The 25,161-nt window shown below is 69.0% G+C and carries 23 protein-coding genes and 1 pseudogene; 11 read left to right on the top strand and 13 right to left on the bottom strand.

The window, feature by feature from the left end; translation table 11 throughout:
* The first annotated feature begins 20 nt into the window (after nucleotides 1-20).
* The 3 genes from AC1DJH_RS06550 (at nucleotide 21) to AC1DJH_RS06540 (ending at nucleotide 3,980) form a co-directional block, all read left to right on the top strand.
* The gene (locus AC1DJH_RS06550; protein WP_478185156.1) at nucleotides 21-968 is read left to right on the top strand and encodes a cation diffusion facilitator family transporter; all 948 of its coding nucleotides are present in this window, start codon (nucleotides 21-23) and stop codon (nucleotides 966-968) included.
* A 194-nt stretch (nucleotides 969-1,162) separates the two neighbouring features.
* A complete protein-coding gene (locus AC1DJH_RS06545; RefSeq protein ID WP_478185155.1) occupies nucleotides 1,163-2,404 on the top strand; it encodes a class I SAM-dependent methyltransferase in 1,242 nt (413 codons plus the stop codon).
* 79 nt (nucleotides 2,405-2,483) lie between these two features.
* The gene (locus AC1DJH_RS06540) at nucleotides 2,484-3,980 is read left to right on the top strand and encodes an MDR family MFS transporter (protein ID WP_478185154.1); all 1,497 of its coding nucleotides are present in this window, start codon (nucleotides 2,484-2,486) and stop codon (nucleotides 3,978-3,980) included.
* A 15-nt stretch (nucleotides 3,981-3,995) separates the two neighbouring features.
* On the opposite strand, the gene AC1DJH_RS06535 is transcribed toward AC1DJH_RS06540, so the two are convergent.
* Nucleotides 3,996-4,421, bottom strand: coding sequence for a GNAT family N-acetyltransferase (locus AC1DJH_RS06535; protein WP_478185153.1), 426 nt, complete (start codon nucleotides 4,419-4,421; stop codon nucleotides 3,996-3,998).
* A gap of 138 nt (nucleotides 4,422-4,559) precedes the next feature.
* Here AC1DJH_RS06535 and AC1DJH_RS06530 point away from each other — a divergent pair, with 138 nt between their 5' ends.
* From AC1DJH_RS06530 to AC1DJH_RS06505, 6 genes are all read left to right on the top strand, one after another.
* Nucleotides 4,560-6,173: an FAD-dependent oxidoreductase gene (locus AC1DJH_RS06530; protein WP_478185152.1), complete on the top strand. Its 1,614-nt coding sequence runs from the start codon at nucleotides 4,560-4,562 to the stop codon at nucleotides 6,171-6,173.
* Nucleotides 6,170-6,499 carry a 4Fe-4S binding protein gene (locus AC1DJH_RS06525; RefSeq protein WP_478185151.1) on the top strand — a complete coding sequence of 110 codons (330 nt, stop codon included), beginning with the start codon at nucleotides 6,170-6,172 and terminating at the stop codon, nucleotides 6,497-6,499. Before AC1DJH_RS06530 ends, AC1DJH_RS06525 begins: the two co-directional genes overlap by 4 nt.
* Nucleotides 6,500-6,530: 31 nt before the next feature.
* Entirely contained in the window at nucleotides 6,531-7,502 is a 972-nt protein-coding gene (locus AC1DJH_RS06520) for an ABC transporter substrate-binding protein (RefSeq protein ID WP_478185150.1), read from the top strand.
* A 153-nt stretch (nucleotides 7,503-7,655) separates the two neighbouring features.
* Nucleotides 7,656-8,696 carry an L-glyceraldehyde 3-phosphate reductase gene (gene mgrA / locus AC1DJH_RS06515; protein ID WP_478185149.1) on the top strand — a complete coding sequence of 347 codons (1,041 nt, stop codon included), beginning with the start codon at nucleotides 7,656-7,658 and terminating at the stop codon, nucleotides 8,694-8,696.
* Nucleotides 8,697-8,797: 101 nt separating this feature from the next.
* Nucleotides 8,798-8,995: a hypothetical protein gene (locus AC1DJH_RS06510; protein ID WP_472111881.1), complete on the top strand. Its 198-nt coding sequence runs from the start codon at nucleotides 8,798-8,800 to the stop codon at nucleotides 8,993-8,995.
* Between the two features lie 45 nt (nucleotides 8,996-9,040).
* A complete protein-coding gene (locus tag AC1DJH_RS06505) occupies nucleotides 9,041-9,589 on the top strand; it encodes a P-loop nucleotide/nucleoside kinase family protein (protein ID WP_478185148.1) in 549 nt (182 codons plus the stop codon).
* Here the strand turns inward: AC1DJH_RS06505 and AC1DJH_RS06500 are convergent.
* Together AC1DJH_RS06500 and AC1DJH_RS06495 are read right to left on the bottom strand one after the other, a co-directional pair.
* Entirely contained in the window at nucleotides 9,586-10,014 is a 429-nt protein-coding gene (locus AC1DJH_RS06500) for a DUF1801 domain-containing protein (RefSeq protein WP_478185147.1), read from the bottom strand. The two genes, AC1DJH_RS06505 and AC1DJH_RS06500, sit on opposite strands and share 4 nt — an antisense overlap.
* A gap of 77 nt (nucleotides 10,015-10,091) precedes the next feature.
* A complete protein-coding gene (locus AC1DJH_RS06495) occupies nucleotides 10,092-10,973 on the bottom strand; it encodes an alpha/beta hydrolase (protein WP_478185146.1) in 882 nt (293 codons plus the stop codon).
* Nucleotides 10,974-11,238: 265 nt separating this feature from the next.
* Between AC1DJH_RS06495 and AC1DJH_RS06490 the strand changes: the two are divergent.
* Nucleotides 11,239-11,808 (top strand): annotated as a pseudogene (locus AC1DJH_RS06490) (O-linked N-acetylglucosamine transferase family protein); the annotation flags it as partial.
* A gap of 44 nt (nucleotides 11,809-11,852) precedes the next feature.
* Here the strand turns inward: AC1DJH_RS06490 and AC1DJH_RS06485 are convergent.
* From AC1DJH_RS06485 to AC1DJH_RS06460, 6 genes are all read right to left on the bottom strand, one after another.
* A complete protein-coding gene (locus AC1DJH_RS06485) occupies nucleotides 11,853-12,335 on the bottom strand; it encodes a GNAT family N-acetyltransferase (protein WP_478185145.1) in 483 nt (160 codons plus the stop codon).
* 90 nt (nucleotides 12,336-12,425) lie between these two features.
* A complete protein-coding gene (locus tag AC1DJH_RS06480) occupies nucleotides 12,426-12,554 on the bottom strand; it encodes a hypothetical protein (protein WP_478185144.1) in 129 nt (42 codons plus the stop codon).
* Between the two features lie 311 nt (nucleotides 12,555-12,865).
* A complete protein-coding gene (locus AC1DJH_RS06475) occupies nucleotides 12,866-14,521 on the bottom strand; it encodes an ankyrin repeat domain-containing protein (protein WP_478185143.1) in 1,656 nt (551 codons plus the stop codon).
* A gap of 162 nt (nucleotides 14,522-14,683) precedes the next feature.
* Nucleotides 14,684-16,666 carry an esterase/lipase family protein gene (locus AC1DJH_RS06470; RefSeq protein ID WP_478185142.1) on the bottom strand — a complete coding sequence of 661 codons (1,983 nt, stop codon included), beginning with the start codon at nucleotides 16,664-16,666 and terminating at the stop codon, nucleotides 14,684-14,686.
* The gene (locus AC1DJH_RS06465; protein WP_478185141.1) at nucleotides 16,663-17,694 is read right to left on the bottom strand and encodes an Lnb N-terminal periplasmic domain-containing protein; all 1,032 of its coding nucleotides are present in this window, start codon (nucleotides 17,692-17,694) and stop codon (nucleotides 16,663-16,665) included. Before AC1DJH_RS06465 ends, AC1DJH_RS06470 begins: the two co-directional genes overlap by 4 nt.
* A 76-nt stretch (nucleotides 17,695-17,770) precedes the next feature.
* Entirely contained in the window at nucleotides 17,771-20,491 is a 2,721-nt protein-coding gene (locus tag AC1DJH_RS06460; RefSeq protein ID WP_478185140.1) for a bifunctional acetate--CoA ligase family protein/GNAT family N-acetyltransferase, read from the bottom strand.
* Nucleotides 20,492-20,600: 109 nt separating this feature from the next.
* On the opposite strand from AC1DJH_RS06460, the gene AC1DJH_RS06455 reads away from it, so the two are divergent.
* On the top strand, nucleotides 20,601-21,095 hold the full coding sequence (locus AC1DJH_RS06455) for an arsenate-mycothiol transferase ArsC (protein ID WP_478185139.1): 495 nt from the start codon (nucleotides 20,601-20,603) through the stop codon (nucleotides 21,093-21,095).
* 28 nt (nucleotides 21,096-21,123) lie between these two features.
* Here AC1DJH_RS06455 and AC1DJH_RS06450 read toward each other — a convergent pair whose 3' ends face one another.
* From AC1DJH_RS06450 to AC1DJH_RS06435, 4 genes are read right to left on the bottom strand one after another with little or no spacing between them, the layout of a single operon-like run.
* On the bottom strand, nucleotides 21,124-22,239 hold the full coding sequence (locus tag AC1DJH_RS06450) for an alginate O-acetyltransferase AlgX-related protein (protein ID WP_478185138.1): 1,116 nt from the start codon (nucleotides 22,237-22,239) through the stop codon (nucleotides 21,124-21,126).
* Nucleotides 22,240-22,241: 2 nt separating this feature from the next.
* On the bottom strand, nucleotides 22,242-23,636 hold the full coding sequence (locus AC1DJH_RS06445) for an MBOAT family O-acyltransferase (protein ID WP_478185137.1): 1,395 nt from the start codon (nucleotides 23,634-23,636) through the stop codon (nucleotides 22,242-22,244).
* 6 nt (nucleotides 23,637-23,642) lie between these two features.
* Nucleotides 23,643-24,323, bottom strand: coding sequence for a cell division protein FtsQ (locus AC1DJH_RS06440; RefSeq protein WP_478185136.1), 681 nt, complete (start codon nucleotides 24,321-24,323; stop codon nucleotides 23,643-23,645).
* A complete protein-coding gene (locus AC1DJH_RS06435) occupies nucleotides 24,320-24,994 on the bottom strand; it encodes an SGNH/GDSL hydrolase family protein (RefSeq protein ID WP_478185135.1) in 675 nt (224 codons plus the stop codon). The genes AC1DJH_RS06440 and AC1DJH_RS06435 overlap by 4 nt, the downstream gene beginning before the upstream one ends.
* Nucleotides 24,995-25,161 lie beyond the last annotated feature (167 nt).

Raw genomic sequence — 25,161 nt, 5'->3', positions numbered from 1 at the left:
TTTCCCCCACTGCACAGGCCATGGCCGAATCCAAAGTCGCCATCTACGGCGCCATAGGCGCCAATGTCGCCATCGCCGTCACCAAGTTCATCGTGGCCGGCATCACCGGCAGCTCGGCGATGCTGTCCGAAGGCATCCACTCGGCGGTCGACACCTTCAACGGGGTGCTGCTGCTGGTGGGCATTCGCCAGAGCAAGAGACCGCCCAGCGCCGAACACCCCTTCGGGCACGGCAAGGAGCTGTACTTCTGGAGCCTGATCGTCGCTGTGCTGATCTTCGGGCTGGGCGGCGGCGTGTCCTTCTTCGAAGGCGTGCAGCACATCCGCGAGCCCGAGCCGATGCGCGACCCGACGTGGAACTACGTCGTGCTTGCAGCCGCCATGGTGTTCGAAGGCGCGAGCTTCTTCATCGCGCTGCGGCAGTTCCTGAAGCAGGCCGGCGACACGCCGTTCTGGCAGGCGCTGGACCGCAGCAAGGACCCGTCCACCTACACCGTGCTGGCCGAAGATTCGGCAGCGCTGGCCGGCCTCCTGGTGGCGGGCCTGGGCATCTACTTCAGCCATCGCCTGAACATGCCGGAGCTCGACGGGGCCGCGTCGGTGGTCATCGGGCTGCTGCTGGCCGGCGTGGCCGTGCTGCTGATCCGCCAGGCGCACGGGCTGCTGATCGGCGAGGGCATCCGCCCCGAGACGGCACGCGCGATCCGCGAGATGGCGATGGCGCAACCCAGCGTCGAGGAGGTCGGCCATGTGCTGTCGATGTACGTCGGGCCGGACAACGTGCTGGTGGTGGTCGACGTCAACTTTCACGACGACACCGACACGGGCGAGGCGGCGCGCGCCATCGCCGCCATCGAAAAGCAGGTGCGCGCGCGTTTCCCGATGATCAAGCGCCTGTTCATCGAGGCCAGCGACGCGCCCGCCGTCGAAGTGGCGGCGCACGGCACGACGCAGGGCGCTACGACATGAGCGGCATGAGCGGCATGAGCGGCATGGGTGACGTGAGGGACATGGGCACGCTCGCGCACTAGCACTTCCGGCGATTTCTTGCGTCGACTCGACCATGCAGGTTTTACAGAATTTCGCTATTGTTTCTTCCGCTGCAGCACGCCCGCCTCACGAGAGGCGGAACCCGAAAAACACGGAAAACATACGGAGTAAGCATGCTTTGGGAAAACAAGCTGGCGCAATGGAGCGCCGGGGTGCGCGCTCGTGCGAACCTGCCGGCGCGGCTCACCTTGTGGGACGGCAAGTCCTATGACTTCGGCGAATTCAGCGGCCCTTCGGCCCCCGCGGTCACGCTGCACGTGAAGACGCCCGCGGCGCTGTCGCTGATGCTGCAGCCCACGCTCGACAACCTCGGCGAGGCCTACGTCAAGAGCAAGATCGACATCGAAGGCAAGCTCAGCGACGTGATCGACATCGCCTACGGGCTGGCCAGGACCTCGATCGACAAGCCCGGCGGCGCGCTGCAGAACATGGCGCGCTACTTCGCGCACACCAAGGCGTCGGACAGGAAATCGATCGAGTACCACTACGACGTGTCCAACGAGTTCTACCAACTCTTTCTCGACTCGAACATGGTCTATTCGTGCGCCTACTTCGAGAACGGCGACGAAGACCTGGCCACCGCGCAGCTGAAGAAGATCGACCACATCCTCACCAAGATCGAACTCAGGCCGGGCCAGACCCTGCTGGACATCGGCTGCGGCTGGGGCGCGCTGGTGATCCGCGCGGCGCAGAAGTTCGGCGCGCGCTGCGTGGGCGTGACGCTGTCGCAGAACCAGTTCGACCTGGCGACCGAGCGCGTGCGCGCCGCCGGCCTGCAGGACCGCATCGAGATCCGCCTGCAGGACTACCGCGACGTGACGGGCCAGTTCGACCGCATCACCAGCGTCGGCATGTTCGAGCACGTGGGGCGCAAGAACCTGCCCGAGTACTTCAGGCGCGTGCAGCAGCTGCTGGCCGACGACGGCGTGGTGATGAACCACGGCATCACCTCGTCCGACCCCGAGGGCGGCGGCGTGTCGTACGGCGGCGGCGACTTCATCGACCGCTACGTGTTCCCCAACGGCGAGCTGCCGCACATCAGCCTGGCGCTGCAGGCCATGCAGCAGGGCGGCCTGGAGGCCTTCGACGTGGAGAACCTGCGCCGCCACTACGCGCAGACGCTGCGCTGCTGGAGCGACGCCTACGAAGCCAACGCGCAGAAGCTGCACGCGCTCGTCGACGAGGAGAAGTTCCGCATCTGGCGCGTGTACCTGGCCGGCTGCGCCTACGCCTTCGAGAACGACGACGTGGCGATCTACCAGATCGTCGGGCGCAAGGCGGGCAGGGCGGCGAAGACGCTGCCGTGGTCGCGCCGGTACATCTACGAAGGCACCTCGGCGCTGAGCGCGTCTTGAGCGCGGTCCGGTGGCGGCGAGAGCTCCGAGAGCTTGAGCGGCAGACAAGGACTCGCGCCTTGGATAGCATGGCCCGCTCATGACCTCCACAACCAAAACAACAAGACGCCCCCTGGTCATCGCCGCGATCATGGCTTCCATGGCCATGGTGGCCATCGAGGCGACCATCGTCTCCACCGTGATGCCGCAGATCGCCTCCGAGCTCGGCGGGCTGCACCTGTACAGCTGGGTGTTCGCGTCCTTCCTGCTCGCGCAGACCGCCATGACGGTGGTGTTCGGCAAGCTCTGCGACCTGTACGGGCGCAAGCCGATCATGTTCGTGGGCATCGCGATCTTTCTGCTCGGCTCGGTGCTCGCGGGCTTCGCGTGGTCGATGCCGGCCATGATCTGCTTCCGGCTGATCCAGGGCATCGGCGCGGGCGCCATCCAGCCGGTGTCGCTCACCATCGTGGGCGACCTGTACCCGGCGCGCGAACGCGGCAAGGTGCAGGGCTACCTGGCCAGCGTGTGGGCCGTCTCGGCGGTGGTGGGGCCGATGATCGGCGCGCTCATCGTGCAGAAGCTGGCGTGGGGCTGGATCTTCTGGATGAACGTGCCCATCGGCCTGGCCGCCGCAGCGCTGTTCTGGCGCTACCTGCACGAGGCGCCGACCGTGCGCCGCTCGTCCATCGACATCGCGGGCGCGGTGCTGTTCACCGTCGGCATCGCGGCGCTGATGATCGCGCTCACCGACTTCGGCATCGGCGACCTGGGCAGTGCGGGCCTGTGGACGGCGGTGTTCGCCGTCACGCTGGTGCTGTTCGTGCTGCAGGAGCGCCGCGCCGCCGACCCGATGGTGTCGCTCAAGCTCTGGGGTGCGCCCATCATCGCCACCGTGAACGGCGCGGCCATGCTGGGCGGCATGGTGCTGATCGGCATCACCACCTTCCTGCCGATGTACGTGCAGGTGGTGCTGCAGCGCTCGTCGGTCACGGCAGGCCTCACGCTCACCATGGTGATGCTGGGCTGGCCCATCGGCGCGACGCTCACTTCGCGCACCTGGCACCGCATCGGCCTGTGGCGCATGGTGGTGGTCGGCGCGGCGCTGATTCCGGTGGGGACGGCGGCGTTTGCGCTGCTGTCGTCCGACAGCACGCCGGCGCTGGCGGCGGTCGGCTCCTTCATCATGGGCCTGGGCATGGGCGTGATGAGCCTGGCCTCGCTCATCCTCATCCAGGAGGCGGTCGACGTGGCGCAGCGCGGCGTGGCCACCGCGTCGAATGTGTTCTCGCGCAACCTCGGCAGCGCGCTGGGCGCGACCTTCTTCGGCGCGGTCTTCAACTACGGGCTGACGCGCGGCGACGGCGCCATGGCCTTCACCGACGACCAGCTGCGCCTGCTGCTGCAGGGCTCGCACTCCTCGGCGGCCACCGACGCGGGCATTCGCCTGGCGCTGGGCGGCTCGCTGCATCTCACCTTCGTGACGATGCTGGTCGTGAGCCTGGGGGTGGTGGTTCTGGCGCTGCTGCTGCCCAAGGAAGGGCTGGAGAGCCACGCGGTCGGGGCCGGGAACGCGGGGAAGGCGGCGCCGAAGTAAGCCTTTGGCGCAGCTTCAGCCTGCCAGCGATTTCTTCATGTACGCCAGGTAGAAGCCGGGCGCGTAGTCGTCGATGCGGGCGTACTCTTCGTAGCCGTGCTTCAGGTAGAAGCCGCGCGCCTGCCATTCGAAGGTGTCGAGCCTGGCGTGCTTCGCGCCCAGCGCGATGGCCTGGCGCTCGGCCTCGGCGAGCAGGCGGCTGCCCAGGCGCGCGCCGCGCACGTCTTCCTCGACGAACAGCACTTCCACGTTCAGCCAGTACAGAAACACGAAGCCGCGGATGCCGCCCAGCAGGCGGCCGTTCTCGTCGCGGGCATCGATGCGGATGTATTGCTGCTCCGGGTACTCGCCGACCGCGCCGTAGTTGAAGTGGCGCAGCTTGCGGCCGAGTTCGCCGGAGCGCAGCTGTTCGGGTGTCGGGGTCGAGAAGGTGAGGTGCATGACAGTCGGGGCCAGGCGTGTTCGGAGGCGGCATTCTGCCCATGCCCGCACGCCGCATAACGTTGCGCACTTTCCTTCTTTGTGCCCCGCGCCCTCCATTGATACGGTCGCTCTCTTTGCATCACGAGGCAACCGACCATGGGCGCGAGAGATTTCGAGGGGCAGCTTCTGTCGGGGGCGGACGGCACCGTCCGGCACCAGGCCGATGTGCTGGTGATCGGCGGCGGTCCGGCGGGGGCCTGGGCCGCGGTGAGCGCGGCGGCGCAGGGCGCGCGCGTGGTGCTCGCCGACAAGGGCTTCTGCGGCACCTCGGGCGCGACCGCGCCTTCGGGCACCGGCTTGTGGCATGTGTCGCCCGATGGCAACGCACGTGAAGAGGCCAAGGCCAGCCGCTATGCCATGGGCGGCCAGCTGGCCGAGCACGCCTGGATGGACCGGGTGCTCGCGCAGACCTGGGACAACGTCGAGCGGCTGAAGGACTGGGGCTACCCCTTTCCGGCCGACGACCAGGGCGCACTGCGCTGCACCTCGCTGCAAGGCCCCGAATACATGCGGCTGATGCGCAAGCGGGTGAAGGAATCGGGCGCGCGCATCTTCGACCACAGCCCCGCGCTGGAGCTGCTGGTGGACGAACACGGCACCGTCTGCGGGGCCACCGGCGTGAACCGCCAGCGCGGCGACACCTGGGTGGTGCGCGCCGGCGCGGTGGTCATCGCCACGGGTGGCTGCGCCTTCCTGAGCCGCGCGCTCGGCTGCAACGTGCTTACCGGCGACGGCCAGCTGATGGCCGCCGAGGCGGGCGCGGCGCTCTCGGGCATGGAGTTTTCCAATGCCTACGGGCTGGGGCCGGCGTTCTCTTCGGTCACCAAGTCGCTGTTCTACAACTGGGCCACGTTCTACACGGCCGACGGCGTGGCGATCGAGGGCGCGGGCTCGTCGAAGGGGCGCGGCGTGATCGCGCAGACGCTTCAGTCGCAGCCCGTGTTCGCCTGCCTGGACCGCGCCGACGCGCAGATCCGCGCCTGGATGCGCACGGCGCAGCCCAACTTCTTCGTCTCGTTCGACCGGCAGGGCATCGACCCGTTCACCCAGCATTTCCCGGTGACGCTTCGGCTCGAAGGCACGGTGCGCGGCACCGGCGGGCTGCACCTGGTCGACGACACCTGCGCAAGCTCGGTGCCCGGCCTGTACGCGGCAGGCGACGCGGCCACGCGGGAGCTGATCTGCGGCGGCTTCACCGGCGGCGGCAGCCACAACGCGGCGTGGGCGCTGTCGTCCGGTTTCTGGGCCGGCGCGGGTGCGGTGGCGTTCGGGCGCGATGCACGCGCCAGCAGCAACCGCACGGCATTGCGCGCAGGCGGCGTGGCGCTGTCCACGCGCGGCGCGACACCGTTCGACGCGCAGGAGGTGATCCGCGCCGTGCAGGCGGAGGTCTTCCCGTACGAGCGCAACTGGTTCCGCGAAGGCGACGTGTTGCGCGATTCGCTCGGGCGGCTCGATGCGCTGTGGGCGCGCCTGCGCACCAGCGCGCCCGCTGCCACGCTCACCGAGGCCGTGCGCGCACGCGAGGCCGCGGCCATGCTCGCCACCTCGCGCTGGATGTACCGCAGCGCCTTGCAGCGCACCGAAACCCGCGGCATGCACCGCCGCCGCGAACACGTCGTGCTCGACCTCGCGCAACGCCACCGCCTGCTCAGCGGCGGGCTGGACGAGGTGTGGGTGCGGCAGCAGGCCGTGAAGGAGCTCGCATGATCGAAGTCGTCAGCGCCGAACGCTGCACCGCCTGCAACATCTGCGTGAACGCCTGCCCGACCAATGTGTTCGAGGCGGTGGCCGGCGGCCCGCCGCGCATCGCGCGCCAGGACGACTGCCAGACCTGCTTCATGTGCGAGCTGTATTGCCCCGAAGACGCGCTCTATGTCGCGCCCATCGCCGACCGCAGCGCCACCGCCGAAGAGCGCGACGCCGCCGCGCAGGCGCTGATGGGCAGCTACCGCAGCGCCATCGGCTGGGGCAAGGGGCGGCAGTCGACGGCGTCCGCCGATGCGAGCTTCGAGTTGCTGCGCCGCGCGCACTGACTCTTTTCTTTTTCTTCCTGTGAGTTCATCGATGTCCGATCTTTCCGGTCGCCGCCGGTTGCTGCGCGGCGCAATGGCCGCGGCCGCCGCCAGCGCATTGCCCGCTTTCTCCATCGCCCAGGGCACCGGCCAGGTGCTGCGCCTGGGCTACATCGGCCCGGGCAAGAAGCCCGCGAACGCCACCGGCTGGGCCTTGCGCCAGGGCCACCTGCAGCGCGAGCTGGCGGCGCTCGGCTTCAAGGACGTGACCACGCGCAACTTTCCGAACGGGCCCGACCTGAACGAAGCCTTCGTGGCGGGCGCGCTGGACGTGGGCATCTACGGCGACACGCCGGCCATCGTCGCGCGTTCGCGCGGCCTGGAAACCCAGCTCATCGGCTTCGACGCCGTGGGCATGAACGTGTGGCTGCTCACGCCGCGCAATGGCGTGCGCAGCGTGAAGGCGCTGGAGGGCCAGACCATCGGGGTGGCGCGCGGCTCGTACATGCACCGCTACGTGCTGGGCCTGCTGAAGGAGCACGGCCTGCAGAAGTCGGTCAAGGTCATCCACATGTTCCCGCGCGACGGCGAAGCGGCGCTCGACCAGGGCTCCATCGCGGCTTTCGCGGCACAGATCGACGTCGGTCCGCTGCTGGCCTCGCGCGGCTACCCGGTGATCGACGAGGCCGACAGGCATCCGACGCTGCGCGGCACCTCGGTGATCGTGGCGTCGAACAAGCTGCTTGCGGCCGCGGCCGGGCTTCCCGCCGCATGGACGCGCGCGCGCCGCACCGCGCTGCAGGAGATCCGCCGCGACAGCGATGCGTACTACGCCTTCCATGCGGAGGTCAGCGGATTTCCGCTGGACGTGGTGAAGGTGTCGCACCCGCTGTCGCAGTTCCCCGAGGCGGCGTACCCGGCCGAAGGGCTGGCGCTGCTCGACGAGGTCAAGAAGTTCCTGCTGGCCGAGAACCTCGTGAGCCGCGACTTCGCGCTCGCGCAGTGGCGCGCACCCGAAGCCTGAACATCGGCCAGCCTGCATCCCGGCGCCGCCAAGCACGCGCTCGCGGCGTGGGCATGCTTGCAGCCCCGCGCAGGCGCGGGCATCCTCGAACGTCCCGTGCCACCCAGGCATGCGGCCTTTCTCATTCACCCATCGTCAAGACAAGACACACCCATGACCTACCACGCCGACTCCAAGCGCTACGACGCCATTCCCTACCGCCGCGTCGGGCGCAGCGGGCTCGTGCTGCCTGCGATTTCGCTCGGGCTCTGGCACAACTTCGGTGACACCACCTCCATCGCCACGCAGCGCCAGCTGCTGCGCACGGCCTTCGACCTGGGCATCAACCACTTCGACCTGGCCAACAACTATGGCCCGCCCTACGGCAGCGCCGAGACCAACTTCGGCCGCCTGCTGCGCGAAGATTTCAAGGCCTACCGCGACGAGCTCATCATCTCGAGCAAGGCCGGCTGGGACATGTGGCCCGGCCCCTACGGCAAGGGCGGCGGCTCGCGCAAATACGTGCTCGCCAGCCTCGACCAGAGCCTGCAGCGCCTGGGCCTGGACTATGTCGACATCTTCTATTCGCACCGCTTCGACCCCCACACCCCGCTGGAAGAAACCGCCTCCGCGCTGGCCCAGGCCGTGCAGCAGGGCAAGGCGCTGTACATCGGCATCTCCTCGTATTCGGCCGGCAAGACGCGCGAAATCGCCGCGCTGCTGCGCGAGTGGAAGGTGCCGCTCTTGATTCACCAGCCGGCCTACAACCTGTTCAACCGCTGGATCGAGAAAGACCTGCTGGCCGCCACCGACGACCTGGGCGCGGGCGTGATCGCCTTCACGCCGCTGGCGCAAGGGCTGCTGACGGACAAGTACCTGAACGGCATTCCCGACGACGCACGCATCAACCGGCCGGGCGGCGGCTCGCTCAAGCAGGAGCACCTGTCCGAGGCCAACGTGGAGCGTGCCCGCGCGCTCAACAAGATCGCGCAACGCCGCGGCCAGACGCTGGCGCAGCTCGCGCTGACGTGGACGCTGCGCGACCCGCGCGTGAGCTCGGCGCTGATCGGTGCCAGCCGGCCCGAGCAGATCGTCGACAACGTGGCGGCGTTGTCGCATGCGCCCTTGAGCGCCGAGGAACTGGCCGAGATCGACACGTACGCGGTGGAAGGCGGCGTCAACCTGTGGGAGAAGCCGTCCACCGATTTCGCGTGACGCGTTCAGCACATTGAGCGCATCAGGAAACTTGGAATCCGTCTTTGGCAAAGAGAGCGGTGCTGCGCAGAATCGGCAGAAGCGTTCATTCGATCACTGCCATGTTATTTCGCACCCTTCAAGTTTCCCCGGCTGCGCAGGCGCGCCAAGTTCTCGCGCTGACGGCCAAGGCCTGGCGCATTCCGCAAAGCTCGCCGCGCGCGGTGGCCCGCCGTGCGCCGCACGGCTACGTGCCGGCGCGCGCGATGCGCAGGCTGCACGCGGCTGCCGTGCTGGCCTTGTTGCCGCATTCATGGTGAACTCGTCGCCAGACGGTTGAATACCGAACCTGGAGATACCTGGCGATGCTGATTGTTCTTGGCGGCTTGCCCGGCACCGGCAAGACCACCATCGCGCGCGAAATCGTCGCGCTGCTGCCTGCCACTTTCCTGCGCATCGACACCATCGAGCAGTCGCTGCGCTCGGCCGGCGTGTTGGCCGGTGAGGTGGGGCCTGCGGGCTATGTGGTGGCGTATGCACTGGCTCGCTCGAACCTCGCGTTGGGGCAGCACGTGGTGGCCGACTGCGTCAATCCGTTGCCGGTGACGCGGGAGGCCTGGCGGGCCGTGGCGGTGGAGGCTGCTTCGCAGATCCTGGAGATCGAAATCGTGTGCTCGGATGCCGATGCGCATCGGCGTCGCGTCGAGCAGAGAGTTGTCGATGTACCGGGCCTTGTGCCGCCGACCTGGGCGTCCGTGCAGCAGCATGACTACTTGCCGTGGACCACGCAGCGCCTGGTGATCGACACGGCTGCGGTCAGCGCGCGCGAGGCGGCCCACGCCATCGTCGCCCAGATGCGGAACGACACGTCCGCAACCACGGCGTCGTGCCCGTTCGGCGGCGATGCCGCTTAGGACGAGGCCTTCTTCGACGGCTTGGACGGCTTCGACTTGCCGGATCTGTTGAGCGCAATCGCCTCGCGGACGAGCGCCTTGAAGGCGGCCGCATTCACTGCTTCCCCTTCATGGATGTCGATCGCGCGGCGGGTGTTTCCGTCGAGACTCGAATTGAAGAGGCCGGCCGGGTCCTTCAGGGAAGCGCCCTTGGCGAAGGTGAGCTTCACGACCTTCTTGTAGGTCTCGCCCGTGCAGAGGATGCCGTCGTGCGACCAGACCGGCGTGCCCATCCACTTCCACTCCTCGACAACGTCCGGGTCCGCCTCGTGCACGAGCTTGCGCATTCGGGCGAGCGTGTCACCGCGCCAGTCGCCGAGGTCGGCAATTTTTTTCGAGATGAGTTCCGATGCGGGCGGGTCCTGGATCGCTTGCGACTTTGTCATGGTCTTGGTGATGGTCGTGATCGTGATCGTGGTCCTGGAAGCCAGGCAGGGATTCGGCGCCGTTCGATGGCGCGCGCCTACTTGAAGATCAACGCCATCGCGTCTTCGAAAGCCGGGATGTCCGTGGCCACGTGACCGGTCGAATAGGTGTTCTCCACGAGCGTGAAGCCCGGGTATGCGCGCTGCAGGAGCTTCTGATAGATGTGGTCCACCTGCGCGTAGTTGCAAGTCGCGGTGACGTCGCACCGCGCGAGGATCAGGGTCGCAGGCAATGTCTTGTTCTTCCGGGCGTCGTACATCTTCTGTTCGAGGTCGTCGATCTGCGTTTCCTGAAAGCCGTACGACCCCTCGAACGACAGGAAGTACGAAAAGGTGAGCGCGTTGCTTCCACCTTCGAGGAACAGCGCGATCCCCGTCATGCTTCCACTGAGCGAATGCCCGGTGAGCATGCGCCTGGACACGTCGGCGCGGTACTTGTTTTCGATGTAAGGCACCAGTTCGGTCGTCAGGAAGTCGTGGTAAGCAAGGGCGCCGGGGAAGGTGTAGTCGGTGTTCCTGCGTGCCGTGTTGCCGATGCCCACCAGGATCGCCTCCACGCCGCGCCGCTCGAGGATGGCTTTCAAGTTCGCGAACCGTCCGTTGGGTGCGTTCGCAGCGTCGCCGTCCATCGCATAGATGATCGGGAATGGCGCAGAGGAGCCGTCGTAAGAGGGCGGCACGTAGATGTTGAGCGGGTACGTCGCGCCGGTGCGCGCCGACTGGATACTGTCGGCTGCCGTGCGGCCTGCCGGGGCCTGCGTTGGCGCAGCGGGCGTCGTGGTGACGGGTGCGGCGGGAGGAATGAAAACGCCGCCACCACCGCCACCGCCGCCTCCACCACCCCCACCTCCGCACGCTGCCAATGCGCCGAGGAGCGCACAACTGACAACCAAGATGAGTAGCCGCTGTGTGAGTCGCATGAAGACGTCCTGTTCCGAAAAAAAGTAGGCGTTGCAGTGGATCGCGGACGCAGCGTAGCGCGGCGCACCACGCGGTCAACGCAAATGCAGCGTGCGCAACAAACTTTCGACGCCAGCAAGGCGTGCGCCTGGGGTGTTCATAAGCCAAAGCGATTAATTACACGAAAACTAGATACCAAAGTCCGCATGCCTTTGCATCGCTGTGCCACCTGCGCATTGACGAGTTCGCGCGCCTCGGGTTTCGAAGCAGAGAAACAGCCTCTTCAAGGTGACGCCGGACGCCTTCGACGTCTGGATGCGGATACTCGGCAACACGCCCGGCAGCGTTCTGTGGCTGCTGCAGGGCAGCGAGAGCGCGTCGGCCGCGCTGCGGGCAGAGGCCGCGAGCCGCGGTGTCGATCCCGATCGAATCGTCTTCGCCAGGCGCGCGCCATTGGCCGAGCATCTTGGCCGGCATGTGCACGCCGACCTCTTCCTGGACACCTTCCACTACAACGCCCACACCACGTGCAGCGACGCGCTGTGGGCGGGCCTGCCGGTGCTGACTTTGCGGGGTCAGACGTTCGCGTCGCGCGTGGCGTCCAGCCTGCTGCGCACCATCGGGCTGGAGGACCTGGTGACCGACAGCGTGCAGGCTTATGAAGCGGCCGCGCTGGCGCTTTCAGCCGACCCGCAACGCTTGCGCGGGTTGCGTGAGCGACTCGGCCGCAACCGGAGCGCTTCGCCGCTGTTCAAGCCTAAGGCGTACGCCCGGCACATGGAGGCCGCGCTCGCAGCCATGTGGGAGCGGCATCGGAGCAACCTGCCGCCCGAGCACATCACGATAAGAGATTGAAACCAAACAGCAGGTTGGTGGAGGCGCGAACGACGTCGCGAAATTCAGCCTGTCGATGCGCCAGGACCCAAGGCCAGGCTCATCGGCTGCACCATGAGACCCGAGTCTTCACGCAGCGGCGCCAGCACACCGACGGGGCGGAAGCCGCAAGCCACGTACAAGCGCATCGCCAGCGTTTCCGCAGCAGTGACACCCAGACGAACACGGTTCGCTCCGACGCGTTCGGCCCAGGCAATGGCCTCTTCGAGCAAGGCACGGCCGGCTCCCTCGCCGCGCGACGCAGGATCGACCCACATCTGAAACAGGTCGGCCACGGCCGGCTCATCGGGCGACAGCTTGCACCACACCAGGCCGCAGGCGTCCTGGCGATCGAACGCAAGAAGCACGCGGTCCTTGCCGGAGGAGGTTGCCGCGGCAATCCGGTCGGCCCACATCGCATCGGTTCTTTGCGCTTCCGCCGCATAGGTGCTGCCAAAGGCATCGGGAGCGTCACGCAGGGCCCGCAGGCGCAGGTCGCGATAGGTCATCCAATGGTCGGGTTGCGCTGGCTGCACTGAAATCAAGGTACCGTCCTCTGTCGGAAAAATCAAGGGTTTGAACTGGCGGTCCAGGCAACGCTATGGCGCATGAACGCGGAACGCCAGATAGAAGACCAAGGCCAGCACCGCGCCGATGATGGCCAGCGCCGTCTTCCACGACATGTCCATGTCACTGGAGGCGCGATGCGGTGCGGCCTCGATGATCATGAACCCCCAGACCTCGGATGCGGGGCGCGGCTGCCGTGCGCCGAATGTAGCGCGCCGAAGCGCGCCCCGAGCCGACCCGCAATCCCCAACTATCAATAGAGGAATTCAGCGCAACCGCTGCGCGCGATGCCCAAGAGAATTCGCAGCAATTCTTCTCTGGGGCGTTTTCGGGCGCTTTGAACCGAGGAGCAAGAGAAAAGAACGAGGGGGAAAAGAGCAGGTTGAGTTCGAGGTAGGTCGGCATCGCGCGGCGTTCGCGCCGCGCGATGGGCGATCTTTGGCGGGCCCGCTGGGGCCCGTTTTTTTTTGGATCAGCCCTGCACCGGGGACACGCCGAGCAGGAAGTCCGTGACCTCTTCGGAGAACCAGTAGCGCTGGCTGCCGACGAGCACGCTGTCGGGCGCCTGCGGGTCCGGCCGCGCGCCCGGCATGCCATGCGCCACGAGCGCCTGCGCGCAGCCGAGCCAGTCGCCCCCGGGCTCGGGCTCGTTCAGCGACGCCCACGACAGCGTACCGCGGGCGTCGTCGCCAAAGCCGTGCAGCGTGCGCCAGTCCGCGCCGTGCTCGAGCAGGAAGCGCGCGAGTGCCGCATCGCCGCGAAACACTGCCTGGTTCAGCGCCGAGCCGTCGATGTCGCCGCCGCGCACTTCGAGCGGCCAGCCGAGCGCGACCATCGTCTTCACCGCGTCGCCGCAGCCCTGAGCCGCCAGCTCGGGCAGCAGCTTCAGGCGGGCGTCGCCGAGCGTGGCGATCAGGCAGGGGTGTTGGGCCAGGATTTGCCGCGCCGCCGCTTCGTCAGCGCGCGCGCAGGCGGCGACGAAGGTTTCGTCCGGCGGCAGCGGTGTGCTGTCGCCGACCGCGGCCTCCAGCAGCCGCGCCACCTCGGTCAGGCCGAAGCGCAGGGCCACCAGTCGGGCGGGCGTGCCGTCCGGCAGGGTGGCGGCCGGATCGGCGCCCGCGGCCAGCAAGGCCTCGATGTGGGCCGGCGAGCGGCGGCGGCGAATCGCCCACAACAGCGGCGTGCCCCAGTCCGAAGACGGTGGACCCGGCGCCGGCTCGTTCGCGTCGCCGCCGTGCGCGAGCAGCAGCCGCAGCGTGGCTGCGTCGTCGAAGTCGAGCTCGCGGTACAGCGCATTCGAGCCGGTGACACGCGCGCCGGCCTGCAGCAGCAACCGTGTGCAAGCAGGCTGCTCCAGCGAGTGATAGAGCGACTCGCCGTCGTTCGGGTCGGCGCCCGCGCCGAGCAGCTGCTGCGTGAGCACAGGGTCGTGGTTCTGGCCGGCGGCACCGTACAACGCGCTGAGGCGTTCGATGTCGGAGGGCGCAGCCAGCGAGGCCGGCGGCCAGCGGCTGCCTGCCGACTGGGTGGCATCGGCGCCGGCCTCGAGCAGGTAACTGGCACACGCACGCAGGCGATCGCGAAAGGCCGGCAGGCGCAGCAGGCCCGAGTGCGTCACGGCCACGAGCGGTGGCAGGTTCAGCGGGCCGCCCGCGCGGTGCATCCAGCCGGGGTCCTGCGCGGTGGCCCTGCGCAGCGCGGCCTCGTCGCCGATCGCGCAGGCCAGCCAGGGGTCGCTGCCGGGCAGGGCCGGGTCGTCTTCGAGCATGCGCGCCGCCACTGCAGGCCGCGCGCGGTGGTTGCCGCCGGCGATGTCGCCCGCATACACGAGCCGCAGCCAGTGCAGCACCGCGCGGGCCGGGTCGTCTGCCTGCGCCCTGCGCGCGAGCACGAAGCCCTGCAGGTCGGCCCACGACGCGAAGCCGTGTTCGCGCGCCACGCAGGACTGTGCGTCGTACAGGCGCAGGCCGAGGGCTGCGATGGTGATGGGGTTCTTGCCCGCCGCTGCCGGCAGGGCATCGCGAAAGCGGGCGAGGGCCTCGGGGTCGTGGCTGCGGTAGAGCGCCAGCAGTTCCTTGGCTTGTTTCTTCAGGTGGCCGATGTCGGGCCGGGCGGGAATGCGCTTCATGAAAACCTCCGTGCATCAGACGCCGATGACCCGCAAATCCGGCTGCACAAAAGGCGGTGGATCGTCACAAGGAAGCCAAGTGGGTTCAACCCTTCCCGCGGGCCCGGGCGCGGCTTGGACCGCGGGCAGGATGTTAGTCGATGTCGTCTGGCGCGTTCGCGCTCAGCGCACCGGCGCGGCCTGCGAACCCAGCTGCTCGCGCAGGATGCGGCGGATCTCCAGGATCGCCAGCGGGTTCTCCTGCACGCTGTGCGGCGACGCGATCACCAGCTCCGACGCGGCGCCGTCCAGGTGCGCGCTTTCGTAGGGCACGATGCCGTCGCTCGAGAGCGCCTGCGCCAGGCCCGGCGTGTCGTTGCCGATGATCGAATGAAAGCGCACGCGCGGGTTCATCGGCAGCCCCGACGACAGCCGCACGAAGGGGTCGCGGTCGCTCAGGTTGTCGATGCTGTTGGGAATGCGCAGCGGCCCGGTTTCCTGCTTGCCGGGCGCGATGCGGATCAGCTCGCGCGAGATGTCGCTCAGCTGGCCCAGCATGGTGACGGGCAGCGTGATGAGGTTGGCCACCCAGCGCGCGATGCGGTTGTTGGCGAACGGCGTGCCGCGGTGCGGCGCGGCGATGAAGATGGCGTCGCTCACCTGCGGCAAGGGCTCGAAGCGCAGGTAGGGCGACAGCCGCGCCTCCACGCGCTCCTGCTGCGCCGCCTTCATGGGGTAGCGGTCGAGCAGGGCGTCCCACAGCCTGTCCTCCGACGAGGACACCATGAGCCGCGACAGCACGCCGCCCATGCTGTGGCCGATCAGCGTGATGCCGTTCGAGGCCACGGCCTTGCCCGTGGGGTCGAAGTGCGCGAGCGTCTGCTCCAGCGCCTGGCGGATCGCCAGGTTGTTCAGCGGCAGCGGCGCGTTGGTCGGGTAGTACACCTGCCAGACCTGGTAGTGGCGGCGCAGCGTCTCGTCGCCCAGCACCTCGTTGGCCACGTTGATCCACGCCTCGGGGCTGCTGGCCAGGCCGTGCAGCATGACGATGGTGCGGCGGTCGGGGTCGTAGGGCTGCATCAGGTAGATGCGCGGCTGCGTGAGCCCGTCGGGGCTGCCGAACAGGCTGCGCAGCGCTTGCAGCGCGAAGTCGGAGCGGGCCAGCCACAGGCCGTAGCCCGAGGTGAAGTTGGCCGCCAGCGGCACCTCCTGCCCGGCCAGCTGCACAGTGGCGGTGCGGTACGGGTCGTAGGCCGCGATGCGCAGCGTTCGCGTGTGCAGGATCTCGTCCAGGGTGTTGCCGTCGAACAGCAGCAGCGCGGTAACGGCGGGGAACGGGGTTTCGCGGTAGGGCGGCGGGGGCGGGCGCTTGTCGTTCGCGTCGGCCGGCGCCTTCGGCTCTTCGTAGGTCCGCTTGCTGGCGGCCGCCACCAGCTCGGCCCCGAAACCGTCGCGCCGGTAGGTGTTGCGCAGGCCCGAGAAGGTCAGCGAAGCGGCGGGAATCAGCTCGTCGGGCAGGGCCGCGTCGGCGGGCAGGCGCATGGCCGTCATGTCGGTGCCGATGCGCCAGTTGCCGACCTGCGGCACCTGCGGCTGCGTGGGGTCGTTGGAGCCCGGAGAGCCCGCAGGGCCGGGAGCGCCGGCTCGCTGGTAGCTGCGGTACAGCCCGGTGATGGCCTGCTGCACCGCGTAGTTGTAGTAGTCGCGCACCTGCGTCTGGCGGTCTTCGAAGGCACGGTCGCGCGGCTTGCGGGCCGTGAAGAACAGGTAGGCGTAGGCGTGGCGGGCGGTTTCGAGCCAGGCCTCGATGGCGGCGTCGGCCGATGCGGGCGCGGCGGCGGTGCCGCCCTTGTCCGCGGCCAGCGCCACCTGCAGCCACACTTCCGACAGGGCGGACAGGCGTTGCTCGTCGCTCAGGCCGGGCGAGCCGGCCAGCGCGTTGCGGCAGGCCGGGCCGTCCTTGCGGCAGAGGTCGGCGTCGGTGCCGATCACGCGCAGCACCTCCTGCGCCGAGGTGCTGAGCGTGCCGGTGGTGAGCACGTCGCCGCGGCGCTGCGCGAGGTACTCGGCCGGCGAGATGGAGCCCACCTTCACGCCCGCGCAGCCGGCCAGCAGCACGGCGGTGCACAGCAGCGCTGGCAGCGAGAAGGCGCGCACGGGGTTCATTGCGCGGCCTTGGCGTCGGCGGCCGCGCCGGGCAACCCCTGGCGGATCGCCTGCGAGAAGTTCGCGGCCGGCGCCTTGTCGGCGGCGATGGCACGGTCGGTGATGCGGCCGGCCGCGCGCAGCGCCTCCAGGCTCTGGCCCGGCGTGAGGCCGCCCACGTCGTACAGGTAGTCGGGCAGGTAGCCCGACGCCAGCAGGCGGTAGTCCATCGGCAGGCCGGGCACGATGCGCTTGGCCAGGGCGTACACGATGGTGGTGCAGTTGGCGGTGAGCGTGTTGTAGAAGCTGGGCGCGCGCACCAGCGACGCGCCTTCGTCCAGGTAGGCCAGGAACAGCGAGCGCATTTCCGCCTGCGGCAGCCGCACGCGGTACATGTAGACGTCTTCGCCGCGCACGTTGGTGCGCACGCGAACGATGTCGTGCTCGTCGGCCGCCACCAGGCTGGTCTCGAACTGCTTGAAGAAGCCGCCGATGGACGAGAAACTCTCGCCGCGTTCCTTGCGGATCTCGATGGAGAAGGTCAGGAACCGGCCGTCGTCGAAGCCGAAGGACACCAGCGTGTGGGCGATGGCGGGGCCGGTCCAGTAGGACAGCGCCACGTCCACCGAGCGCAGGCGGTCGAGGTCGTAGCGGCGCGTTTCCCAGCGTGCGGTGTAGTCGGTGTCGCTGCGCCAGTCGAAGTTGCGCACGTTGTCCAGGGTGACCACGCTGCCGTCGACGCGCGAGACAACCTGCCGCGCCACATCGTCGGCCCACACGCGGTTCTGCGACGGCAGGATGGTGCCCCACCAGCCCAGCAGCAGCGCAAGGCCGACGGCGTACGAGAGCAGGGCGCGCGGGCCCCGGCCGCGCCACAGCAGCGCGATGGCGGCCAGGCCGAAGGCAGCCCACAGCACGCCTGCGCCGACCTTCACGGCGGCGGGGCCGGGCAATTGGTACCAGAGCGCAAGGCAGGCCCACAGCGAGGTCAGCAGGACGGCGAGCGAGACCGCAAGGCGGCCGGTGACACGCAGGAGCGTTCGGATCATGGGAGGTGCAGAGGGTCTGGGAAGCGGGAGACCCGTGAGCTTACGTCGCCGTCGCGATGCCCTTGGTGCCCCGGGGTCAGAGCATGTAGGTCACGAGCTTGAAGTCCGGGTCTTCCGCAAAGGACTTCACCGTGAACCCCAGCCTGCGCACCAGCTTCAGCATGTCGGGGTTGGTGGCCAGCACCAGGCCGTCCATCTCGGCCAGGCCCTTGTCGCGCGCCACGTCGATGATGCTTTCCATCAGCCGCGAGCCGATGCCCTTGCCGCTGAACTCGTCGGCCACCACCAGCGAGAACTCGCAGCTGGTCTGGTCGGGGTTGGTGATGTAGCGCGACACGCCCACGATGCGTTCGCTTTCCAGCACCGTGCCCTCGGGCGACACGCTGCGCTCCAGCACCACGGCCACCAGCGCCATCTCGCGGTCGTAGTCGATCAGCGTGAAGCGCGACAGCATCGACGGCGGCAGCTCGTGGAAGCGCGAGACGAAGCGAAACCACCGGCTCTCGGGCGACAGGCCCTGCACCAGCGCCTGCAGCATCTGCGCGTCGTTCGGATGCACCGGCCGCACGATGTAGGTGCCGCCGCCCGACATCGGCCACTCGCGCCGGTAGCGCGCGGGGTACGGCATGATGGCCAGGTGCTGGTAACCGTGGGCCGAGCTCCCGGAGCCGCCCGCATAGCCCGTGTTGCCCGCCACCGCCTGCGTGCTGCTGGCCACCACGATGCGCGCATCGACCGACACGGCACCGTTCTCGTCCACGATGATGGGGTTGATGTCCATCTCGCGCAGCTCGGGCAGCTCGCACACCATTTCCGACACGCGCAGCAGCACGTCCTCGAGCGCCTCCATGTCCACCGCATGGGCGCCGCGCCATTCGCCCAGCGTCTGCGCCACGCGCGAACGCTCCATGAGCCGGCGCGCCAAAAACTGGTTGAGCGGCGGCAGCTCCATGGCGCGGTCGTTCAGCAGCTCGATCATGGTGCCGCCCGCGCCGAACACGATGACCGGGCCGAAGGGTTCATCGGTCACCATGCCCACGTAGATCTCGCGCCCGCGCCGCGCGCGCACCATCTTCTGCACGGTCACGCCGTTGATGCGCGCATCGGGCGCGAGCCGTGCCACGCGCTCCATCATCTCGATGAAGGTGTCGCGCGCACCGGTGCCGTTCAGCACGTTGAGCGCCACGCCTTCCACGTCGGACTTGTGCGCGATGTCGGGCGAATCGATCTTCAGCGCCACCGGAAAGCCCAGCTGCGTGGCGATCATCATGGCCTCGTTGGCGCTGCGCGCGAGCAGCGTGCGCGTGATGGGAATGTGGAACGACGACAGCAGCGTCTTCGACTCCATCTCCGTGAGCACATTGCGCCGCTCGGCCAGCACGCTTTCGATGAGCAGGCGCGCGCCTTCGATGTCGGGCTTGGCCAGCGCCGACAGCGGCGGGGGCGTCTGCTGCAGCAACTGCTGGTTCTGGTAGAAGGCCGCGATGTTGCCGAAGGCGCCCACCGCGGCCTCCGGCGTGCGAAAGCTCGGGATGGTCGCGTCGGCCAGCACGGCGCGCGCCTGGCCCACCGACGAGTCGCCCATCCAGCACGCCAGCAGCGGCTTGTTCATGGGCCGCGGAATGTCGGCCAGCGCCTTGGCCACCGCGCCCGCATCGGCGCCGGGCTTGGGCGAGAAGATGGCGAGCACGCCGTCGACCTGGCTGTCGGCCGAGGCCGCGTCGATGGCGGCACGGTAGTGCGCGGGCAGGGCGTCTTCCGACAGGTCGATCAGGTCGGCGAGAGACGCCAGCGGCGGCAGGGTGGGCAGCAGCAGCTTCTGCGCGGGCGCGGAGAGCTTGCCCAGGTCGAGCCCGATCTCGTTGATCCAGTCGGCCGCCAGCACGCCCGGCCCGCCGCCGTTGGTGACCACGGCCAGCCGCTTGCCCACCGGCCGGTAGCGCGAGGCCAGGCACTTGGCGGCGGAGAACAGCTCGACGAAGGAGCGCACCCGCACCGCGCCCGCGCGGCGCAGGGCCGAGTCGAACACGTCGTCGCTGCCCACGATGGCGGCGCTGTGCGTCTGCGCGGCCTCGTTGCCCGCGGGCTTGCGCCCGGCCTTGAGCACCACCACCGGCTTGGCATGCGAGGCCGAGCGCAGCGCGCTCATGAAGCGGCGCGCGTCGTCGATGCCTTCCAGGTACAGGATGATGCTGTGCGTGTCTCGGTCGTTGGCCAGGAAGTCGAGCACCTGCGCAATGTCGACCGAGGTGTGCGGCCCGAGCGACACCACGCTCGAGAAGCCCACGCCGTTCTGGCGCGCCCAGTCGAGCATCGATGCGGTGAGCGCGCCCGATTGCGACACCAGCGCCAGCGGGCCGGACCTGGCCAGCGGTCCGGCCACGCTGGCGTTCAGGTGCAGCAGGGGGCGCTGAAACCCCAGAGAGTTGGGCCCTAGAAGATGAACGCCTTCGCGCCGCGCGATCTTGCGCCACTGTGCCGCCTGGTCGGCGCCGATGCCGCTGGAGATGACCACCGCCGCGGTGCAGCCGATGCGGCCCGCAATTTCCAGCGCGGCCGCCACGTCGCGCGGTGCCAGCGCGATCAGCGCCAGGTCGGCATGGGTCTGCGAGAGTTCTTCGAGCGTGCCCTTGGTGCGCACGTCCAGGAAGCGAAGGGTGCCGTCGAAACGGTCGGCGCGAAAGGCCTCGCGCAGGGTGCGGCCCGCGGGCGTCTGGCCGGCCGGATCGTCGGCATGGCCGACGAAGGCCACGACGGAAGCGGGCGCGAAAAGCGGATTCAGAAAATGCTTGTCCATCCCCCAAGTCTGCACCGTTCGGCCGGCGCTGTGCAGGCCGGCACGTCCCTCGGCGAATGGTGGCGTCTGTCATGACGAACACACCGGGCTTGGCTATAGTGAAGCTTCCATGCAAAAACGTATAGGCGTGATCTTCGTCTCCCGGCGAAATTCATTGCGCAGCATCCTTGCCGAAGCGTGTCTCTCGCACCTCGACCCGAAGCGGTTCTCGGCATCTTCCTGTGGGCAGCCCGGCCATGTGAGGCAGGAGTTTCATCCCGCAGCCCTCGGCGCCTTGCACAGCGCGGGCATTCCGGTTCCCGTTCACGCACCCCGCAGCTGGGATGAGCTGGCGCGTTCGAGCAGCCCCAAGGCGGACTTCATCATCACACTGGACGCGGCCACCGAGGCGCGCCAGCCCCCGTGGCCCGGCCAGCCCGACGCCGCGCTGTGGGCCTACCCGGACGTGGCCGCCGGCGACGACCCCGGCAAGCTCGCGCACGACGCGGTCCAGCTGCTGTATTCGCTGCGGCGCCGGCTCGAACTGCTGGTGAGCCTGCCGCTGCACGGTGGCGACCGCGCGGCGGTGCGCTCCGACGTGCGGGACCTGGGCTACCTGCTGTAGCCGGCTTCAGCGCGGCTTCTGCACGGCATCACCGCGGAGTGAAAGGCTGGCGCAGCCAGCGCGCTTCGGTGTCGCCGACGGGCGCTTCGATGGCGCGCTCGGGTACTTCCCAGACGATGGTGCGCGGCGGGTTGTTCACGAAAGCCTCGCTCGCGAAGTAACGCTGCGCGGCGCCCGCGAAGTCGCCGCCGTCCACCGCGAAGTCGGCCACCAGCGCGCGGCTGGCCAGCTGCAGGAACGGCAGAAAGTTGCCTCGCCGCGAAAACGACGTGCCGATCAGCACCGTGGAAGGCACGGCCGCGGCGCCGAACAGGTCGGTGCTGTCGTTGCGTGTTTCCACCACCGACTGCGTGTCGGTGTCGGGCGCGGGCCGCAGCGACGCGGGCAGGCCGTCGATGCCGGCCAGGTGCACCAGGTCGCCCCACACCGCATGGCGCTCGCGCGACACGACGACCGAGGGAACGGGGTCGCCTTCGAGGGCATGCATGCCTTGCAGGCGCTGTGCCACGGCATGCGCGGCGAGCCAGCTGCCGTGCTCGCTCCAGTGCGTGTCGGTGTGCAGGAAAGGCGACGGCGACGCACCCGCCAGCACGGGCGACAGGTCGAGCGCTTCGACGCCCGAGGCCTGCAGCTTCGCGGTCCAGTCGCGCACCCGGGCGTCCAGCTCCTTCGGGCGGCGCAGCGCGCCGAGGTGCGCGCTTTCGATGCGGCTCTTGTCCGGCACCACGACCACGAGCAGCGCGATGTGCCTGTGGTCTAGGGCACGGGCGATGTCCGACACCGCCTTGGCACGCGCTGCCGCGTGGGCCGAGCGATCGCGGTGAACCCGCAGTTCCTCGTCCAGGAACAGCCAGTTGTCGTCGCCCCGTTTCACCTCCGGCCCCAGGTCGCGCAGCACCAGCCAGTTGGACTGGCGCTGCCAGCGCGCGAGGGCGTCGGTGAGCGGCGTGGTCACGAGCGTGCGGGTCAGCTCGCGGCGGGCGGCGGCGTCGTCGAGCAGCGAGGCATTCATGCGGTGCCGAACGCCGCCCATGTTTGGCCAGGTTGCGACGAAGCCAGCGCCCAGGGCCGCGAGCAGCACCGCTGCGCTGGTCCAGCGCAGGAAGGCTCGCAAGCTTCGGGAAGGGCGGGAAGGGCGCGCCATCGTCAGAACTGGAAATAAAGGAAGGGCACCGTGCCGCGGCTCGCCACCAGCGCCAGCGACAACAGGAACCCGGCGACGGGCAGGAACGTGGCCGCCACGGCGCGCACGCTGCCCGCCGGGCGGCGACGCGTGACGAGCACCGGGGCCACGACCCACGCGATGCCCAGTACATAGGCCAGCACCACCGGCACGCGCAGCATGTTCGACAGCGCCGCGCCCAGCGCCATGCCGTGCAGCCCGAACTGCCCGCCCAGCATGGCGCCCGCCGTCGCGAGGTCGGGCGAGCGGAACAGCGTCCAGCCGAGCATCACGAACAGCAGCGTGGCGGCATGCGCCAGCGGCGCGGGCAGGCGTGGCCCGCGGCCGCGCCACAGGTGCACCACGCTCAGCGCCGCGCCATGGGCCAGCCCCCAGTACAGGAAGTTCCAGCTGTCCGCGCCGTGCCAGAGCCCGCCGATGCCCATGGTGAGCATCAGGTTCGCCACCGTGCGGCCGTTGCCGCGCCGGCTGCCGCCCAGCGGCACATAGAGGTAGTCGCGCAGCCACGACGACAGCGAGATGTGCCAGCGGCGCCAGAAGTCGGCGACGTTGCGCGCGAGGTACGGCGCGTGGAAGTTCTCCGGAAAGCGAAACCCCAGCATCGCCCCGATGCCGATCGCCATGGCGCTGTAGCCCGCGAAGTCGAAGAACAGCTGCAGCGTGTAGGCCAGGCAGCCCAGCCATGCATCGACGAAGCTGGGGTCGGCCGACGCGAACACCTGCTCCACCACCGGCGCGAGCGTGTCCGCCACCAGCACCTTCATCGCCATGCCGATCATGAAGCGGCGCGCGCCCTTGGCAAAGCCCGACCAGCGCATGGACCGGTGCGCGAGCCGCTGGCGGATCCAGTCGTAGCGAATGATCGGCCCCGCGACCAGGTGGCCGAACATCGCCAGGTAGGTCGCGAAATCGACAGGCCGGCGCTCGGCCGGAAACTTGCCGCGGTAGATGTCGACGAAGTACGAAATCGCCTGCAGCACGGTGAACGACAGCCCGATGGGCAGGGCGATGCGTTGCCATTCGATGGGCATGGCGCCTGTGTGCACGAGGACCGCGCTGAAGGTCTCGACCACGATGTTGGCGTACTTGAACCACGCGAGCACGCCCAGGTTGAGGGCAATCAGCCCGGCCGTCACCGCCTTGCGATGCGGCCCGGCCCGCTCCACGAGCAGCCCGCCCGCCCAGGCCAGCGCCGTCAGGCCGATGAAGAGCAGCAGGAACAGCGGGCTCCACCATCCGTAGAACAGCCAGCTGGCCAGCAGCAGCAGCGTGTTCTTCGCGCGCGCCGGCGTCAGCGCATACAGCAGCAGGAACGCCGGAAAGAAGACCGAGAGGAACTCGAGCGACGCGAAGACCACGGCCGGTCAGCGCGCCACGCGGTCCTGCAGGCCCATCAGCCGGCTGCTCTTGCCGGCGGGAACAAGAAAGACGCTGTAGCGCTGGCCGGCCTGCAGCGAGCCCAGGTCCACCGTGCCTTCCACCGCCCGGCCGTTGCAGGTGGCCTGCACCACCAGCTTCACCGGGTTGACGGCGCGGCGCGCGCTGGCGAGCGCGGCCTGGTTCTCGAAGATGGCCGCGCCCGCCTGGCTCGCGGCCAGCAGGCCCGCGGTGCAGCGCGCGTCGGCGTTGTAGAAGGCCAGGGAGGCGCGCAGCGGGTCGAACTGCGCGGGCGCTTCCGTGAAGCTGGCACCGGCCAGGGTGCCGTCGGCCTCGGGCCATGCCACCACCGATGCAGAACCACCGGCAGTCACGCGCATGGAGATGGGCAGCTTCTTGCCGCCGAGCTGCCATTGGCCGGTGACGGGCGCGTCGGAGCGCGCGGGCAGGTAGTCGGTGACAGGGGCCGTGGGCGGCACCGCGAGACTGGCCTTGCCGGCGCCGCCGCTCTGCACCGTGAGCGGCTGCGTGCCCGCGTTGACGAAGCGCACCAGCGCAAGGTCTTGCGAGGGGCCGGTGTCGTACAGCCGGGGCGCTGCCGCGCCGGACGCGAAGGGCAGCAAGGCGCACAAGGCCGCCAGCAGCGGCAGGCCGGGCCCGCGGCTCATGGGCGCGCAGCGCCGGCCGCGTTGGCGCTCGGCAGCGGCAGCCGCATCACCGCCTTGGCGATGCTGTTGCCCCAGGCGCGGTAGCCGTTCGAGCTGAAGTGCTGCCCGTCGACGGTCGGCCACTGGCCGCGCGTGGACATCTCCAGCGAATCGATGTAGGTGCAGGGGCCCACGTTGGTTGCCAGGAAGCGGCTCATGAGCTCGGCGCGCGCATAGGTCTTGCCGTACTTGCCGCCTTCCTGTCCCCAGGCCGGGCCGACCCACGCGCAGCGGGTGCCCGTCGCGGCGATGGCGCCGGTGAGCGTGCTCACCTGCTGCCACACCCAGTTCATTGGAAAGTCCGGCTGCTTGTAGGCGGCCATGGTGTCGCCCAGCACGACCAGCACCAGGTCGGGGTGCTCCGCCTTCACGAGCTGCGCCACCGCGGTGGTCCGGCCGGTGCTGCTGGTGGTGGGCGCGCGGTTGCCGATGCGCTCGGCGCCGCCGCAGGTGCCGGGCTTGGACACGGTCCAGTCGTAGGGCAGCACGCCGCATACGCCGATCGAATGCACCTGCGCGCCCTGACGCTGCAGTTCGTCATGCAGCGACGACATCAGGTAGCTGGGTTGTGCGAGATGGCTGTCCCCGATGACGAGGATGGAAAGACCGGCCAAGGCCGCTGCGAGTGACACCGATATCCCTTTGGTTTCTGAGGCCGGGGAAATGTACCAGTACCCGCAACGCCAGGCAGCCAGGCAGCCAGGCAGCCGGGTAGCCGGGTAGCCGGACACCGGCCGGCATACCGGCACCCCGAGGCCGGGGCAACAGAAAACGGATAAGCAAACGCGAAATCCGGCGT

This window comes from Variovorax sp. 10N412, assembly GCF_056394985.1.
The sequence above is the reverse complement of the archived record's forward strand: the minus strand, read 5'-3'. Positions and strand labels throughout refer to the sequence as shown.

Coding starts and splice junctions, on each gene's coding strand:
- AC1DJH_RS06520 (WP_478185150.1), top strand. CDS start 6,531: ATGTCCGATCTTTCCGGTCGCCGCCGGTTGCTGCGCGGCGCAATGGCC.
- AC1DJH_RS06540 (WP_478185154.1), top strand. CDS start 2,484: ATGACCTCCACAACCAAAACAACAAGACGCCCCCTGGTCATCGCCGCG.
- mgrA (WP_478185149.1), top strand. CDS start 7,656: ATGACCTACCACGCCGACTCCAAGCGCTACGACGCCATTCCCTACCGC.
- AC1DJH_RS06545 (WP_478185155.1), top strand. CDS start 1,163: ATGCTTTGGGAAAACAAGCTGGCGCAATGGAGCGCCGGGGTGCGCGCT.
- AC1DJH_RS06530 (WP_478185152.1), top strand. CDS start 4,560: ATGGGCGCGAGAGATTTCGAGGGGCAGCTTCTGTCGGGGGCGGACGGC.
- AC1DJH_RS06480 (WP_478185144.1), bottom strand. CDS start 12,554: ATGATCATCGAGGCCGCACCGCATCGCGCCTCCAGTGACATGGACATG.
- AC1DJH_RS06455 (WP_478185139.1), top strand. CDS start 20,601: ATGCAAAAACGTATAGGCGTGATCTTCGTCTCCCGGCGAAATTCATTG.
- AC1DJH_RS06460 (WP_478185140.1), bottom strand. CDS start 20,491: ATGGACAAGCATTTTCTGAATCCGCTTTTCGCGCCCGCTTCCGTCGTG.
- AC1DJH_RS06495 (WP_478185146.1), bottom strand. CDS start 10,973: ATGCGACTCACACAGCGGCTACTCATCTTGGTTGTCAGTTGTGCGCTC.
- AC1DJH_RS06475 (WP_478185143.1), bottom strand. CDS start 14,521: ATGAAGCGCATTCCCGCCCGGCCCGACATCGGCCACCTGAAGAAACAA.
- AC1DJH_RS06500 (WP_478185147.1), bottom strand. CDS start 10,014: ATGACAAAGTCGCAAGCGATCCAGGACCCGCCCGCATCGGAACTCATC.
- AC1DJH_RS06510 (WP_472111881.1), top strand. CDS start 8,798: ATGTTATTTCGCACCCTTCAAGTTTCCCCGGCTGCGCAGGCGCGCCAA.
- AC1DJH_RS06440 (WP_478185136.1), bottom strand. CDS start 24,323: ATGAGCCGCGGGCCCGGCCTGCCGCTGCTGGCGGCCTTGTGCGCCTTG.
- AC1DJH_RS06550 (WP_478185156.1), top strand. CDS start 21: ATGGCCGAATCCAAAGTCGCCATCTACGGCGCCATAGGCGCCAATGTC.
- AC1DJH_RS06525 (WP_478185151.1), top strand. CDS start 6,170: ATGATCGAAGTCGTCAGCGCCGAACGCTGCACCGCCTGCAACATCTGC.
- AC1DJH_RS06465 (WP_478185141.1), bottom strand. CDS start 17,694: ATGATCCGAACGCTCCTGCGTGTCACCGGCCGCCTTGCGGTCTCGCTC.
- AC1DJH_RS06505 (WP_478185148.1), top strand. CDS start 9,041: ATGCTGATTGTTCTTGGCGGCTTGCCCGGCACCGGCAAGACCACCATC.
- AC1DJH_RS06450 (WP_478185138.1), bottom strand. CDS start 22,239: ATGGCGCGCCCTTCCCGCCCTTCCCGAAGCTTGCGAGCCTTCCTGCGC.
- AC1DJH_RS06470 (WP_478185142.1), bottom strand. CDS start 16,666: ATGAACCCCGTGCGCGCCTTCTCGCTGCCAGCGCTGCTGTGCACCGCC.
- AC1DJH_RS06485 (WP_478185145.1), bottom strand. CDS start 12,335: ATGACCTATCGCGACCTGCGCCTGCGGGCCCTGCGTGACGCTCCCGAT.
- AC1DJH_RS06535 (WP_478185153.1), bottom strand. CDS start 4,421: ATGCACCTCACCTTCTCGACCCCGACACCCGAACAGCTGCGCTCCGGC.